General features: G+C 56.5%; 15 protein-coding genes. 2 read left to right on the plus strand and 13 right to left on the minus strand.

What is annotated here, in order from left to right; translation table 11 throughout:
* Nucleotide 1: 1 nt before the first annotated feature.
* From AC5LBQ_RS02220 to AC5LBQ_RS02280, 13 genes are all read right to left on the minus strand, one after another.
* A complete protein-coding gene (locus tag AC5LBQ_RS02220) occupies nucleotides 2-1,180 on the minus strand; it encodes a C40 family peptidase (RefSeq protein WP_295027931.1) in 1,179 nt (392 codons plus the stop codon).
* Nucleotides 1,177-1,716, minus strand: a complete 540-nt coding sequence (locus tag AC5LBQ_RS02225; protein WP_491680695.1) for a flagellar export protein FliJ — start codon at nucleotides 1,714-1,716, stop codon at nucleotides 1,177-1,179. The genes AC5LBQ_RS02220 and AC5LBQ_RS02225 overlap by 4 nt, the downstream gene beginning before the upstream one ends.
* Nucleotides 1,717-1,728: 12 nt before the next feature.
* Nucleotides 1,729-3,063 carry a FliI/YscN family ATPase gene (locus tag AC5LBQ_RS02230; RefSeq protein ID WP_282922617.1) on the minus strand — a complete coding sequence of 445 codons (1,335 nt, stop codon included), beginning with the start codon at nucleotides 3,061-3,063 and terminating at the stop codon, nucleotides 1,729-1,731.
* Nucleotides 3,060-3,764, minus strand: coding sequence for a FliH/SctL family protein (locus tag AC5LBQ_RS02235; RefSeq protein WP_282922616.1), 705 nt, complete (start codon nucleotides 3,762-3,764; stop codon nucleotides 3,060-3,062). Before AC5LBQ_RS02235 ends, AC5LBQ_RS02230 begins: the two co-directional genes overlap by 4 nt.
* A complete protein-coding gene (gene fliG / locus AC5LBQ_RS02240; RefSeq protein WP_282922615.1) occupies nucleotides 3,754-4,773 on the minus strand; it encodes a flagellar motor switch protein FliG in 1,020 nt (339 codons plus the stop codon). The genes AC5LBQ_RS02235 and fliG overlap by 11 nt, the downstream gene beginning before the upstream one ends.
* Nucleotides 4,774-4,781: 8 nt before the next feature.
* Nucleotides 4,782-6,392, minus strand: a complete 1,611-nt coding sequence (gene fliF, locus AC5LBQ_RS02245; RefSeq protein ID WP_295027938.1) for a flagellar basal-body MS-ring/collar protein FliF — start codon at nucleotides 6,390-6,392, stop codon at nucleotides 4,782-4,784.
* The gene (gene fliE / locus AC5LBQ_RS02250) at nucleotides 6,392-6,823 is read right to left on the minus strand and encodes a flagellar hook-basal body complex protein FliE (RefSeq protein ID WP_295027940.1); all 432 of its coding nucleotides are present in this window, start codon (nucleotides 6,821-6,823) and stop codon (nucleotides 6,392-6,394) included. Before fliE ends, fliF begins: the two co-directional genes overlap by 1 nt.
* A gap of 7 nt (nucleotides 6,824-6,830) precedes the next feature.
* Nucleotides 6,831-7,229, minus strand: a complete 399-nt coding sequence (gene flgC, locus AC5LBQ_RS02255) for a flagellar basal body rod protein FlgC (protein ID WP_004007579.1) — start codon at nucleotides 7,227-7,229, stop codon at nucleotides 6,831-6,833.
* Entirely contained in the window at nucleotides 7,226-7,573 is a 348-nt protein-coding gene (flgB, locus tag AC5LBQ_RS02260; RefSeq protein ID WP_493264503.1) for a flagellar basal body rod protein FlgB, read from the minus strand. The genes flgC and flgB overlap by 4 nt, the downstream gene beginning before the upstream one ends.
* 803 nt (nucleotides 7,574-8,376) lie before the next feature.
* Nucleotides 8,377-8,715, minus strand: a complete 339-nt coding sequence (locus tag AC5LBQ_RS02265) for a transcriptional regulator (protein ID WP_298634094.1) — start codon at nucleotides 8,713-8,715, stop codon at nucleotides 8,377-8,379.
* Nucleotides 8,705-9,151 carry a flagellar export chaperone FliS gene (gene fliS / locus AC5LBQ_RS02270; RefSeq protein ID WP_282922610.1) on the minus strand — a complete coding sequence of 149 codons (447 nt, stop codon included), beginning with the start codon at nucleotides 9,149-9,151 and terminating at the stop codon, nucleotides 8,705-8,707. The genes AC5LBQ_RS02265 and fliS overlap by 11 nt, the downstream gene beginning before the upstream one ends.
* 97 nt (nucleotides 9,152-9,248) lie before the next feature.
* Nucleotides 9,249-10,868, minus strand: a complete 1,620-nt coding sequence (gene fliD, locus AC5LBQ_RS02275) for a flagellar filament capping protein FliD (RefSeq protein ID WP_493264504.1) — start codon at nucleotides 10,866-10,868, stop codon at nucleotides 9,249-9,251.
* A gap of 135 nt (nucleotides 10,869-11,003) precedes the next feature.
* Nucleotides 11,004-12,302, minus strand: a complete 1,299-nt coding sequence (locus AC5LBQ_RS02280) for a sigma-70 family RNA polymerase sigma factor (protein WP_493264505.1) — start codon at nucleotides 12,300-12,302, stop codon at nucleotides 11,004-11,006.
* Nucleotides 12,303-12,481: 179 nt separating this feature from the next.
* Here AC5LBQ_RS02280 and AC5LBQ_RS02285 point away from each other — a divergent pair, with 179 nt between their 5' ends.
* Together AC5LBQ_RS02285 and AC5LBQ_RS02290 are read left to right on the plus strand one after the other, a co-directional pair.
* A complete protein-coding gene (locus AC5LBQ_RS02285) occupies nucleotides 12,482-12,967 on the plus strand; it encodes a flagellar protein FlgN (RefSeq protein WP_295027952.1) in 486 nt (161 codons plus the stop codon).
* Between the two features lie 126 nt (nucleotides 12,968-13,093).
* Nucleotides 13,094-15,175, plus strand: a complete 2,082-nt coding sequence (locus tag AC5LBQ_RS02290; RefSeq protein WP_493264506.1) for a flagellar hook-associated protein FlgK — start codon at nucleotides 13,094-13,096, stop codon at nucleotides 15,173-15,175.
* Nucleotides 15,176-15,177: the final 2 nt, after the last annotated feature.

Consider the following 15,177-nt stretch of genomic DNA (forward strand, 5'->3'; position numbering starts at 1 on the left):
GTCACACCCCCAAAGATGAACGTAGGGCGCCCAACGCACTCAAGGACGACGCGGTATTGCTCAAGCTCGCGTTGGCTCCCATCGTGCCGCGGTTCCCGGCCAAAGCCCCCAAGCCGCCGGCCGCATTAGAGCCGTACAGTGAGGAGCCGCCCAAGAACTGGCTGAGTAGGGTCGAGCTGTAAGAATTATTCGAGTTAGCGGTTCCCATCAAGGCAGCCAGCGGATTCGCCCCGGCAGTGCCCGCTCCCGTTCCTGACAGGGCTCCCACCAGCGCGGCAGCCAGGTCTGCGGACGGATTGCCCGGATTCGCCGCACCGCGGTTAGCCGGACCGGAAGCCGCGTTATTTTGGGCCAAAGCCGCATTGCCCAAGGCTCCCAGCAAGCTCACCAAACCCGCCGCCACGGCATCCGGCGAAGGCGCCACCGCGCTGCCGTTGTCTCGGAAAGCCGCGTTCGCAGTGACCCCGGTCGGGGCTGCGGATTTATCGGAATCTTCCACGGACGGGGTGACGCGGGAAGCGGCCTTGGCGGTATCCGGAGCCGTCGGCGCGTTTACAGTCGAAACGGGCGCCCCCGGAGCGTCTCCCGCAGAGGGCATCACGCGGCGAATGGTCACAATCGGACCCAAGTCAGAAACGTTGGCTTCCGTTACGGTCTTGCCGGGGCGCGGCGCGTGAATCGCCTTGCCGTTGCCGACATACACTGCCACGTGTCCAGAATTGCGCAGAATCAGCAGGTCGCCGGGCTTCGCATTCTCAATGCCGTCGACTTCCACGCCGGAGTGCTGCTGATCGTAAGTGACGCGCGGCAAAGTCACGCCGACTTCCCGGGCGGCAGTTTGGACCAATCCGGAACAATCCAGCCCTTTGGCGGGGTCGGTACCGCCCCACACGTAGGGCACCCCGATGTAGGACCGAACCTTTTCCACGAAAGCCTCAGCGGTCCCGGGAGCTCCTTGGATCTGCCCTTTCCCGGAAGTTCGGGTGGGAGTGGCCTTATTGGCCGCAGAAATTTGGCTGGCCAACTTGGTGCTGAAATCTCCCGTAGTCTCGGAATTTTTAGACGTTGATTTTGCCGCCCCACTCTCGGTCACCGAGACCGGTGGACGGCCGTTGTTATTCAACGCATTAATCATGTCTTGAATCGCACTGATTCTTGACTGGACACTAGCCAGGCTCACAATTGACCTCCCTTGGCAAAAGCGGGGCTTTGCTGACCGGTTGAGCCTGTCACAGACTCACTCGGGAGCGTTTCCCTTATCGTGCGAACACGCGGTTCCGCACCGGTTTTGCCCTCCGTGGCACTGCCAGTGTTGCCCATGTGAGACGCAAGCTCATCAAGAACAACCTGTTCCTTATGCAAATCATCGGCAATAACTTCTTCCGCATGACGATTTTCAAGTTTTTCTAAGGTTGCAGTGAGGCGACGAGCCCCCTGCCATTCATCTTGACGTTGATCCACCACCGCTTGCGCGTACTCTTTTCGAGCAATACCCTCCTGAATCTGCATCATTGCCGCGTTACGCATCGCCGCAGCTACAGCCAGGTTTGTGGCCCCGGTAGTCTGCATAGAACCGAGCCGGGCACGGGCCGAGGACAGCTGCTGATCCGCGTGGTTTAAGTCCGCGTGAGCCGAGGCGAGACGGCCCGCCGCCTGATCCTCTTGGAGTTGGCGTAAATTGAGTAAACCCTGAAGACGGAACGCGCGATCTACCATTGACTACACCCCCTATGCCGCTTTCTCAGACTTGAAAGCCTGATAGAGATCAAACAGTTGCGACCAAGCCGCGTCGAATTCGACCTTTTCATCGGTCTTTTGGGTCAGGAACGCTTCGATGTCGGCATCATATTTCACAGCCGTGTCCACTTCGGGATTCGTGCCTGCCTGATAAGCCCCCACGTCCAGCAGGTCCTGGACCGAACGCTTCGCCCCCATAATCTGACGCAGGGCGGTAGCGGCCTCTTTTTGTTCCCGTGTAGTGACTTTGGAAGCCACCCGGGAGATGGAGCCTAGGGCATCAATAGCCGGATAGTGGCCAGCCACCGCCAGTTTCCGATCCAACACCACGTGCCCATCCAGAATGGAGCGCGCCTGGTCAGCGATGGGTTCGTTGTGGTCGTCCCCGTCCACCAGCACCGTGTAGATGCCGGTCACGGACCCAACCGAACCCGAACCGGCCCGTTCCAACAGTTGAGCCATCATCGAGAAAGTCGAAGGAGGGTAACCGCGAGTGGCGGGCGGTTCACCTACGGACAGGCCGATTTCGCGCTGCGCCATGCAGGTACGGGTCAGGGAATCCATCATCAGCAGGACGTGGCGGCCCGCGTCCCGGTAGTACTCAGCGACCCGGGTGGCAGTGAAAGCGGCACGTTTGCGCAACATCGGGGACTCGTCAGAAGTCGCCACCACCACGACAGAACGGGACAGACCCTCCTCGCCCAAGTCATCTTCCAAAAACTCCCGGACCTCCCGCCCGCGTTCGCCCACTAGGGCGATGACACAGACTTCGGCATTCGTGCCGCGAGCAATCATCGACATCAAAGTCGATTTGCCGACCCCGGAACCGGCAAACAGGCCAATGCGCTGGCCTCGCCCCAAAGTCACCAGGGTGTCCAAAACCCGCACCCCCATCGCGACGGGCATATCAATCCGGGCACGCTCCAACGCGTTGGGAGCCGCCCCGTGAATCGGCACCCGGTCAGCCGCATAGATAGGGCCTTTACCGTCAAGCGGGCGACCCGCCGCATCAATGACCCGACCCAGCAGAGCCGGACCGACCGGAACTGTGGCCGGCAGACCGGTACCGCGAACCGGAGAACCAATCCGCAAACCGTCCAGATTGTCCAGGGGCATACACGAGGCGATACCCGCGTCCAGCGCCACCACTTCGGCGGGAACTCCCGGATCATCACCAACCAACACGACTTCACCCACAGAGCATTGCAAGCCGCGGACCTGCACAGACAGGCCCACAACGGACTCCACCTCACCGACCCGTTGGGGGCGCGAGGCATTCAGCAAACTCACAAAAGAGGGTAAAGTGGCCAGCTCCAAGACGCTCACTCCTCGGCTGCTTGAGCGGACACCAGAGCCTCTCGCGCACGCCGCACAGCCGAAGTCAGCCGGGCATCCAGCAAACCCTCCGGCATGTAAGCCACTGCGTCGCCCGGATCCAGTTCCGAATCGGGAACCAGCTGTACCGGGCAATCCACGCCCAAGCTGGTCAGCGTAGCCACATCCTGTGGGTTCATATTGACCTTCACAATGTCTTTCGGGTCATTCATCGACAAAGCCCGCTTTAACGCCGCCTTGGCGCGAGTCGGTTCATCGGATAGCTCCGCCCCGATCAGGGCTTCCGCTAAATCCACTGCCGCTTCCATCAGTGCGGCTTTCATGTCTTCGATGACCAGGGCGTCCCGGGAGGAAACCGCATCGGCAATAGCCTGGATTTCATCCATCGCGTCCACATAAGCCTCGGTGCGGGCTTCTTCGGCCAGGCGCGCGTCCTCATTGAGGATGTTGCGCTCCTGTTCAGCTTCACGAGTCGCCCGTTTTTGACCGGCAGCCCACCCGGAAGAAAAGCCTTTGGCGTATCCGAATGCCTGGGTGGATTTGTCGTCGCCTTTGGCTTGGTTGGAAGCGCCCGCCAAACGGAACGCGCCCGCCGTAGCCGACCCGGCAGCGGTGGATAGCGGCACCGGATTGGGCGCACCGCCGCGTCGCTGGTTTTCTTTGACCTCCAAGAGGTCCTGGTCAAGCCACATATTCGTCTTCCTCCTCGCGGCGGATGACGATTTGGCCAGATTCCTCCATCTTGCGGATCAGCTGGACGATTTCGGAACGAGCTTCCTGAACCTGGCTCATGCGCACGCTGCCCAGCATGTCGATTTCTTCCATGACATTCTGGCGAGCACGCTCGGAAAGGTTCTTCATCAGGCGAGAACGCAAATCTTCGTTCGTACCCTTCAGGGCCATCGCCAGGCGAGCCCCGTCGACCTGCCGCAGCACCAGCTGAATACCGCGATCTTCGAGCATAACGATGTCTTCAAAGACGAACATCCGGGAGCGGACTTCATCAGCCAGGTCCTCGTCACGTTCTTCCAACCCGGTCAGAATCATCTTTTCAGTACCCGGATCGGCCCGGTTGATGATGTCGACCAGCGGTTCGACACCGCCGATAGCTTGCATTTCTTCAGAGTTAATGACCTGCTCAGCCTTCTTTTGCAGGGAAGCAGCCACCAGGGTAACCATTTCGGGGTTAGCCCGTTCCATCTGGGCAATGCGCACTGCCACATCGCCTTGAAGTTTCGGACCCAGACCAGCCATGACACGCGCGGCGTGATCCGGACGCAGGTGCGCCAGCACCAGGGCAATCGTCTGGGGGTGCTCGGAGGAAACCAAAGTCACGATTTCACGTGGATCGGCGGATTTCAGGAAATCGAAAGGCTGCCCCTGCATGCCCTGCATCAGGCGTTCCATGATTTCCGCGGCTTTTTCCTTGCCGAAAGTCTGTTCCAAAACTTTCTGAGCGTAGTCCAGACCACCGTGGCCCAGTTGCAAACTTGCCGATGCTATGGAGTTTTCATAGAACTCATCGATGACGTCCGCGGTGATTTCGCGAGGTACGTTAGTCATCCGCAAGATTTCAGCTGACAGCGCCTCGACCTCATCGTCAGTCATTTCGCTCATGACGCGAGCAGCGCGATCCTTACCGATTTGAATCAGCAGCAAGGCGGCTTTCTGCAGCCCGCTCAAAGTCAGTGCTTGTGACATTACCATGTTTAGTGACCTCCCATCCAGGCGCGCAGCTGCTCAGCAACTAGTTGCGGTTTGTCGAGAGCCAGTTCGGCAATCTCCTCACGCTTGGCTTCAATCTTTAGCAGGATTGGATCAGGTTCGGGCTCCGGTTCAGGCTCGGGCTCCGGTTCAGGTTCCGGAATCGTGGCCGCCTCAATCTCCAGAGCTTCTTCCTCCGGAGCGCTCAAGGTGTAAGGATCGGGCAGCTGATCCAGCTCGCCGAGGTCCAAAGCCTCACGTTCGCGAGCCTTGGCACGCTTCTTGGCCACCGCCGCGATGATAATCAACAGCAAGATAATCAATCCGGCAATAACTGCCTGACGAATCAGGGAGGCGGTCTTTGCCGCAGCCTCCGCGGCAGCTTCAGCCGCAGCAGCCTTTTCAGCCGCTTTCTTTGCCGTGTCGTCGAACGGAGAACGCGAGATATTCACAACGTCTCCGGTAGCAGCATCAATACCGGTAGCCGCCGCCACCATGTCACGCACTTGCGCCATGTCCAAGCGCCGGGCGGTATCTTGATTCAATACGACCGACACGGACTTGCGCAACGCCGCTCCAGGAGCACGAGTCGACTGGGTCACTTCTTCGTTGACCGCGTTGTTTTGCACGTTCTGGGTGTTGGAGTAGTTACCGCCGTTATTGCCGTTCAGCTCGTAAGGGTTGGCAATGTTATCCGGCCCCAAGATGCCACCGACGATGGCCCCGCCACCGCTGTACTGTTCGGCCGCGTTCGAGGCAGACAACTGCTTAACCCCGCCCTCCGGATCGGTAAAGATACGAGTGGTCTTAACCTGGTTATCTTGGGAGAGGTCAACTTGCGCCGAGACACGGGCATTACCGACCCCCACCAGGGGTTCCACTACCGCCAAAGCCTTGGCGACCAAACTCTTTTCCATTTCCGAAGCCGCGGCCGTACCGCCTTCGACCTTGTCGGACAGGCTGTTGCCCAGCGTATCGACCACGGTCACTCCCGACTTGTCCAAGTTCGGCACGGAAGCGGAAACCATGTTAATAACGGCTTGCACCGTGTCATTGGAAACGTCTTTGCGATTCTTCGGGGTGATGGTCACAGAAGCGGTGGTAGCAACGGGTTTCTTCGGGTCGGCAAATACGGATTCCTGCGGAATAGCCAGGGCGACCGAAGATTTTTCAATGTCGTCCATGGTGTCGATGGTCTTGGCTAGCTCGCCTTCCAGGGCGCGTTTCTTGGCCATTTGCTGTTGGAAGTCGGAAGCCGCCACGCCCAGGTTATCCAAAACGGCATAACCGGCAGTGGGCTGTGCGGGCAGGTCGGCGGCCGCCAAGCTCATGCGTGCGCTCTGCACATCTTTCGCCGGCACCTTGACCACACCATTATCGGCGACCTGATATTTGATGCCTTGTGAATCGAGCTGTTCGGTGACGGCAGCTTGATCTTTATCCGTCAAACCTGAGTACAGGGTGGTGTAGTCGGGACGTGCCACCCAAGAGTAAAGCACCACGCCGCCCAAGATGAGCACGGCTACCCCGATAATCGACAGGGTCTTTTGGCCTAACGAAAACTGGCCGACGGTACTTTTGACTTTATCTACTGCGTTTACGATGACCGGTGGCATTATGCTTGCATCCTCATAATCTCGTTGAACATGTCAACTGCCTTGTTCCGTATAGTGGAGGTCAGTTCCATAGTCAGCTGGGATTCTGCGGCTGCAATAGTGTATTGGTGGACATCATTGAGTTGCCCGGTCAGGGCCTGCACACCCAGCTTCTTGGCGGTACTCTCACGTTGCTGCATGTTGTACACCGCATCGGCAAAAACGTTGCCGAAAGAGGTTTCCGCGACATCGCGGACATCTCCACCCAACGGGGTTAGACCGGTGCCGGTCGGGACGATGTGCGTGGCATTGGTACCAAGACGCGACGGACCGGCTTGGGTGGCTGCGGAACGTGAGAACCCAAGGGATTGTACTAAGTTATTGGTCAGCTGCTGGGTTCCGGTCAAGGAACTGGTCAGGTTGCTACCAATACCATCTACAGAGTAAGGCATAGCTTACTTACCTCCCGATTTGCAATGCTGCTTCGTAGGTGGACTTTGCACGATCCACCACGGCAGCGTTTGCCTGGTAAGCCCTTTGCGCCATAATCAACTGGGTCATCTGTGATCCCAAGTCAATATCAGGGTGGCGGACATACCCTTCTTCATTCGCGTTCGGATCGCGGGGGTCGTACACGATCCGGCCGTCGGTGCCACCGAGCGCAATGCCCGATACCATCGTGCCTGCTGGACGCCCGTAATCAACAGCCTGAGCCACCACGTAGCGGGCCCGGAAGGCCTCTTCGTTCATGGGCTTGGTGGTGTTGATGTTGGCGATGTTATCCGAGATGCAGTCCAACCACTTGCGGTTGACTGTCATGCCGGTTCCAGCGATACCGATTGCTCCAAACGTGGTCATGATGTCGTCCTCATAGCAGAGCGAATGTTGGCGTATTCCCCACTGATTGCTTGGGTAGCCAGCTGAAAGCGAAGAACCGTATCTACGCTGGAGATCGTCTCAGTGTCCAGGTTGACATTGTTACCGTCTATACGAGTGGGCTCCAAAGAGCGAGCAGTGGCGATATGCGTGGTGGCAGGGTGTCCGAACTCGACGGCGCGAGCCAGTTCACTTTCGAACGATACCTTGCCGGCTAAGAATCCCGGCGTCTGAATATTGGCAATGTTGTCGGCGATGACTCGCTGACGCATAGACAATCCATCCAGCGCGGTTCGCATTGCTACGTAACCAACAGAATCAAACATGACGACCTCACATGTTCTCTCGCTGGATCATTCCTTCGATCCTCATTACCCGCATAACTTCCTGCTAGCGGTTCAGTGCTTTTTGCGCTGACATATTCAGTATCGGCAGTTCCCAAGGAATTGTCGAGGAGTTTTGTTAATTTGTTTTGGGGTTCATGGGAAGTTTCTGCGAACCCCGCGATTTTTACATTAAGTAGGTTTTTGTTAGTACAAATGACCGAACTATATGCCCTGGTAAATAGGGTTTCTGGAAGATTACACAGCTGTAACTTATCGTATTTTCAGCATCATATTTTTACCACCTTGTCAGCTTTCAAATCGGCAGGTTTCGTTCACCAAAAGTTCCTATATCTATAAAGCTAAACGGCGCCTCGTTCAGTTTCTTTTCAGCTTATTCTGCGACCCGTTCGCGCCCCGACAATTTCCCCCACTGTCAAAATGTCGCCAATTTTGTGTATATACACGTGAAATTCCCCCACGACCAGCTCAAATACAAATTCATTAGAGCTGGTAACATTCTGAGGCTTAGCTGAGTGTTAGGGTAAACTTCCCCGGACGTACAAATTTTTGCTAGCTTGTAGGTTTCGACACAAAATTAATTCACTAGCGTTCATAGGCTGAACATAGTTAGGACTTTCATCCTGGGTGTGATGTTGGTCACACTACCTAATTTGTACGCATTTACACAGCTGTTTTACTGCTCTTTTGCCCAAATACTCAGGGAGCTTTCAGGAAAACGTCGTTTCCTGAAAGCTCCCCGTGAACGCAAACGGCGGCGACACCCCTGAGTGAGCCCCGCGCTTCTACCCCTCTAAATCTAAATACCGGGGACCTGGTTCGATTTTCTTTTCACGAGGAATCTTGCGGAGCTTATCGCGTTCTTCCCCGGCGCGGCGCAGCTCTTCTTGATTCTTACGCATGGCAGACGTGACCTGTTTCCCCAGTTCCGACAAGTCCTTTTGTACCTGACGCGCTCGCGGAGCCAAATCCGGAGGCAACGGCCCCAAACGCGGGGGCTGCCAACCCGACTCATCGGAAGGAATCTGGCCTGTAGCCAGCATCCGGCTGTCCGCAGCAATCTGAGCTTCCAACCGATCCAGCTCGTCCTCCCAGCCCGAAGAGTTATCGTGTTTAGCCGACACCCAAATCACCTCGTGAATTACGCTTCACCTCACCGGGTTTAGCTACGCCGGCAGACTTTGCTTCCTCCGCTTCCAACTGTGCGGCCGCCTGTTTCCACGCATCCGCCAACGGTTCAAACAGCTCCCGAATCTCTTGAGCTTTATCAGCGTCGCCCTGCACGTTGGCGTTGACCAGTTCTTTCATGGCATACACATACAAAGCCATCAAACCCTCAGCACCGTCCCATACGTCCATCCGCAGGGAAGACATCAACTCGGCGATGATGTCCTGAGCATGAGTCAGATTTTTATGCGCTTCAACCCGGTTCTGACCGCGCAGGGCTTTCTCAGCCCGTCCAATATCAAGCAGCAGCCGGTCGTAGAGCATCGTCAATAACCTGGCCGGCGAAGCCGTGACAATAGAGTCCTGCTGGAACCTATTAATGGCGGTCTGCATACTTTCCTCCACTTAAATAAAACGTACCCTTTAACCATACTTCGGCTGGGTTCACAATGTATGAAACCCAGCCGAAGAATGTTAGATTATGCGGTTTTTACTGGCCTCCCAGCTGGGCTAACTGTCCAGCCAGCCAAGCCTGCTGCTGTTGCATCCGAGCCAGCATCGTCTCCAGAGAGGAATACTGCTTGTACAGCTGGGCTTCCTTACGCTCCAGACGATCGGAGTAGTCGGAGATTCGGTCGTCATAGTACGAGACTGTCTTTTGCCGCGACTCGATGACCTTGGTCAACGACCCTTCGGTAAAGTCAGAGACCTTGGAAGCCATGTCCCCGACCTTCTTGGAGAACTCCACCATGACCTGCTGCACCTTTTCGGGGTCGCTTTCCATGGCCTTCTTAAACTTCTCGGCGTCGAACTTCAACTCCACCTGAGAACTGTGGAACTTACCGTCTGCGCCTTTCTCGACACCGCCTCCGAGGCTAATTCCAAACGAGGCTAGGGAATAGGTCTGTGACTTACCCTCGGCATCCGTAAGGGTTATCCCGTTGGAAACCAGGCTCATAATGTTGTTCTTAAGCTCGCGGCCTTCCGAGTTACCCAGCGGACCGGCAGCGGTATAGGTGAAACGCTTGTTGGTTAGCGGATCAATGCCTTCCTTGGTGACGCTTTGCATCCCTCGATTCAAGGTGGTCAGAGCATCCGTCAGGGAACCCATCATCTTTTCCATCTTGCCCGCGGCCACATCGAAGTCCCGCGTGGCGTTAATCTTGACACCTTTTAACAGGGCATCAGTATAGACCGGGGTGCCGTCAGCGTTCGTCTTTTGCACCACGTTGGACAAGTCAATTTTGACGTTATCCATAATCTGAATCTGGTTCGATCCGTAGGTGCGTTCCTGGCCGAGCAGGCGAATCTTGGCATCCGAAGATTGATGGATGATGTTCAGAGTCTGTTCCTGAGCACCGGTACCCGCCACGGCGGTGGCCAAAGCGGCAGCGTCCTCGTAAACGTACTGAGCCGAGTTAGTGGCCGCGTCCGTCTTGGAAGTTTTGGCAGTCAGTCCCAGACCCTGCGTGATGTCACCGGCGAAAATCTTGTAGTCGCCCTTGTTGGCTCCGGTTTCTGTCCCGTTAATCTGAAGCAAGTATTTGCCCGTACCATCGGGATTGTCGCCGATACGCACCGCCGTAGCGGTCACTCCGGAATCAGTGGCCGCATTGATAGCCCTGGCAAACGCCGGGGCGTTGGCCGAGGTCGGGGAAATCGTGGTGATTTTGTCACCAAGCATGATGGAAATCTTGGGCGGCTCACCCTTTGCCTTGGCGGCATCGTAGAGGCTCTGGATAGCGTCCTGATCCAAGGTTGCCTGCTTCGACTTCGCCACCTGCAGAACATCGAATTCGACCGAGCCAACTTGGGCTCCGGGCGAAGTGGTCACTCCTACCATCGGATCGGAAGACGTCGCCTTGGCGGCTTCCCAGATTTCTGAAGTATTGAAACGGACGCTTTCCTTGCCCACACGCCCATACACGTCCCAAGCCGCCCGCTTAATGTTGGCGAACTTGCTGTTCATATTTTGGAAAACTTGGACCTGAGACTTGTACTCACTTTGCTTTGTCTTCAGCTTGCCCAGCGGAATCTGCTCCAGCATCATCAGCTTCTCGACAATGCCCTGGGTATTGAACCCGCCCAGTCCTGGTAATGCAATTCCCATGATGTGCTCCTTCCATGGAATAAAAGGTGTTATCCCATCCTGAGATAACGCCGAGGTTCAGAACACCGACAGGTGTCCCACTGACACTACCTCATGCTTAATTGTCGGTCATTATCCCTGAGAATTAAGGGGAAATTATTTTTTTCGTCGATTCCGGCGCGCTTCCGCCCGCATATTCTGTTGCCGAATGGACAATCCTCCCAGGTAAGAGGTGGTTGGCGGGGTCGGTGGTTTTTCTTCTTCCGCCGGGAGTTCCGCTGCGGATTCCCCACCACCTAAGCGGGCTTTGTCTTTACTTTTAGGTTTCTCGGCGGCTTCGGCGGCGCGCTGGGCTTCTTGCTCCGCTTCGAGACGAGCCTTTGCCTGCGCTGTGCCACGGGCGTGACCAGCCAGGAAGCTCTTGGTGGAAGTACCCGGCGCGACCTCGGCAGCGGACTCTTCCGACTCCTTACGGCAAGACGACCCCGCGGACGTGCCGGACGAAACTTGTGACAACGAATCACGCAGAGACGCTGAACGGGGACGAGGTGTCCCGGAAGTATCCCGCGGGCGACCCCGTGCTGAGGCAGAAACGGGGGGCGCAATGAGCGTGTCCTCTATCTCCAGGTCCATGTCCGGGTCTGCACGCAACATCTCATCGGCGTGATCTTCAATCTTTTGGAAGTAGCTCTCGCGGCGTTTCTTAACGATGCCGGTGACTTCCTCGTTTTCTTCCGCAGCCGCTTCGGGATCGAGGTGGCGGTTCATCCCCTCACGCATCAAGGTGAGGGCTTCGGAACGCAGCTGAGACACTCGAGATTGGGTGACGCCCAGCTCGTCGGCCACATCTTGAATCGGACGTTCCTCAAAAAATACCTGCTCCACCACAAAGCGCAAACGCTGCGGCAGGGCGCGAACCGCGGCGCGCAGATACACCAGGCGTTCGTCATCCAGCAGCGTGTCTTCCGGGGAGGGACTTTCATCGGGGAGTTCCAGAGTCCGGTCGTCCTCGTTACCGGCGGGTGCGTCCATAGAGACGACGCAGCGAGCGGCATCTTGCTGAGCGGACTCCACCGACTCTACGTCCACCCCCAGAGCCGAAGCGAGTTCCTCTTTCGTAGGGGCGCGTCCCGCAGCAGCCGTGAGAGTAGAGGTCATTTCCTCCAGCTGTTTGGTGCGTTGACGAGCCCCGCGGGTCGCCCAGTCCATGGAACGCAGTTCGTCCAGCATGGCTCCGCGAATCCGGTAAACCGCGTAACGATGGAACGGCACTCCGGTTTTTGGGTCATAAGAATTAGCAGCTTGCACCAGGGCCAAAGAACCCGCCGAAGCGAGGTCCTCGCGCTGTACAAAAGACGGGACACGGCGCAACAACTCCGCCACTTGGTAACCAACCAAGGGGAGGTTTTTTTCAATTAGCTCGTTGCGGTTCACTTCGCCGAGTGAAGCCTCCACCGTGTCTCTCCTCAGAAAAAATTGCAGGTGCAGTCCCAGTCAGTTTACCTTTTAAACCATTTAATTAGCGGTAGATTAATGAGGAATCGGCAGGATTGAGTGATTGGCAATTTTGCGGGTAAGTTTAGCTAAAGAGCTGTCAGGCTTTGACGATTGGGCTGACTGAGGAGGAGAGCGCTATGTCGTTAGACGCATTGTCACGCCAACTGTGGAAACAACGTGAAACTCTGGAGGTCATGCTGTTTAAGCTGGAAGAAGAACGTTTGATTACTTCCACAGCCTCATCCCGGTGGCTGCCACGCGCCACTCGTGAGCTGGAAGCCGTCATTGCGCAGGCTCAGACGATGGAACTGGAGCGCTCCATGGAATCTGAAGCCGTGGCGGTCGACTTGGGACTGCCCCCCGAGGCATCCCTGAAAGAAATTGCTGAAGCGGCGGACGAGCCGTGGCAGACCCTGTTGAACCAACATCGCGAAGCCCTCATCTCCCTGACTTCTGAAATTGCCGATATGTCCAAGGCGAACCAGGAAGTCCTGTCCTCCCTGCAACGCGCCACCCAGGAAACCCTGATGAGTATGCAAGGGGCGGAAGAAACCTATGGTGAGGACGGGGGAATCCACGCTTCTGGAACGGGCGAATCCACCATGCTTGACACTTCAATGTAAGAACAAGAACACGGGGTTTTGAAAAAATTCTCATATCCGAGCCTTTCAAGCCGATGAGCTTAAACGTGGACGCGTGAGGCGTCACATAGATTGAGTAAGCACACAGGCTAGGGAAAGGACACTCCGATGGGTTCAACGTTTTCTTCGCTGAACGCCGGATTGACCGGTCTTTACGCAGCCCAACGTCTCATCGAGGTTTCCGGGCAGAACATCAACAACTTGAATACTCCTGGGTACACCCGCCAGCGTGTCGAACAGCGGGCTCTCGGTATCGGTTCGGAACCGTCTATCTTTGCAGGTTCCGTCCCCCAGGGCGGCGGCGTAGAGATTACCCGTATCCGTCGGCTCGACGATTTCTTTTTGGATGCGAAACTGCGTTTAGAGACCGGCCGTGCCGCCGGCACCAAAGAGACCAGCATCGCTTGGAAAGGCATCGAGTCCGCGATGGACGAGCTGGGTCGGATGTCCGTGTCCGATTCCATGCGTACTTTCTTTAAGTCTTGGGGAGACGTCAATAATAACTCCGATAACCGCGGGGCGCGCGCCACCACCCTGGGGGCCGCCGAAGCCTTGGTCACCAATATTAAGACCGGCTACACGCACATTAATGACCTGTGGAAGAACGGGCGCGAACAGCTCGAGGCGCTGGTGGCCGACTTGAACACCACGATGGATTCTGTCCAAAAGCTCAATGACCGTATCCGCAAGGCTACCGTGGCTGGCGGCAACGTTAGCGGCGCGGTCAACCACCTGAAAGATGAGCGTGACCAGCTGATTCTGCATATTTCCGAGCTGACCGGCGCTACCGTGCGGCAGGGCTATTCGGTGTACACGAAAGAAAACGCGCCACACCCCAATATGATTGGCCAGGCCTACGACGACGGCACCGTGGAAGTCATGCTCGGCGGGAACTCCCTGGTCGGCAAAGATTACGTGAACCACTTTGAGGTGGAAGGTGCGCGCGATATGGCCGGCATTGACTCGGCTCCGCGGGACAAGTACAAGGCCGCGGTTGATGCGCTGAAAGCCGGGGGCAAGGATACGACTGAAACGTTTGACTACCACGGTCAGAAAATTCAGCAGTATCAAGCACATGTGCAGCGTTACGAAGTCGGCGACAAGATTCTGGACAATGATGGTAATGTGGTAAAGACCCTGGTTTCCGGCGATCCCGAGGTCGGCACCAAGTACGTGGCATTTTACGATATGAAGGCTGTCCAGGTGGACGGCAAGACACTGCAGGAAGCCAAAATAGGCGGCGAGCAGGGTTTTACCGACTTTACTTTTATGAAGGACGAGGGTCCGGTGCGGCTGCGCTGGGCACTCGGCGGACACATGGTCGCCATCGAGGACGGCACCATCGGCGGGTTAATGCAAAACCTGAAACCGGCCCAGTTCCCCGGAGTTTCCGGCACCATCGGCAACGGAGGGGCTTGGGCGGAAACCGGCAAGCTCTACAATGACTTGGCGACCAATATCGCCACCGAGATTAACGCGATTCACGCCAACAACACCGGCGAAGGCGGAACGAACAACACCAAGACCCTGGTGACCAAAGAAACCAAGTTCTACAAAGTGGACTTGTCCGCGCCCGAAACTATTGAAGACCCCCCCGGTTCGGGTACTTTCGTGAAGAACCCGAACCGCATGAAAGAAATAACCAGTACTTCCCTAAAGCGCAGCGACTACAAGACTGACGAAGCCTACGATGCGGCCATCAAACAGAAAGTCGCCACTTTGGAAGCTGCCAATCAAGGCTCTGCCATCGTGTATGAAAACGTGAAGGAAGACGGCGGAGACTTCTTTAAGTTCGCCGCCACCGACAACACGCTACCGGCCGCCATGCGCTTGTCCGTGGCCATCAAAGACCCCCAGATGATTGCTGCCGGCCAGTATGTCAACGGGGTCTATGACGGCTCGGTTTCCCTGGCTTTGGGCAACCGTCAAGACGCGCCGACCTCGGCTATGAACGAATGGTCCAAGTCGGTGGTGGATATTGGTGTACACGCCAAGAGCGCCGACGACAAGCACACTTTAGCGGAGCAGACGCGACTTATCGCCGAACAACGGCAAAAGTCACAGAGTTCTGTTGACATGAATGAAGAAGTTATTAACCTGATACAGGGTCAGCACGCCTACGCGGGCGCGGCACGCATCATGAGTACTGTTAACATGATGCTTGAGGCCCTCATCAACCTAGGTAGGTGACT

This window comes from Mobiluncus sp. (genome assembly GCF_985070215.1).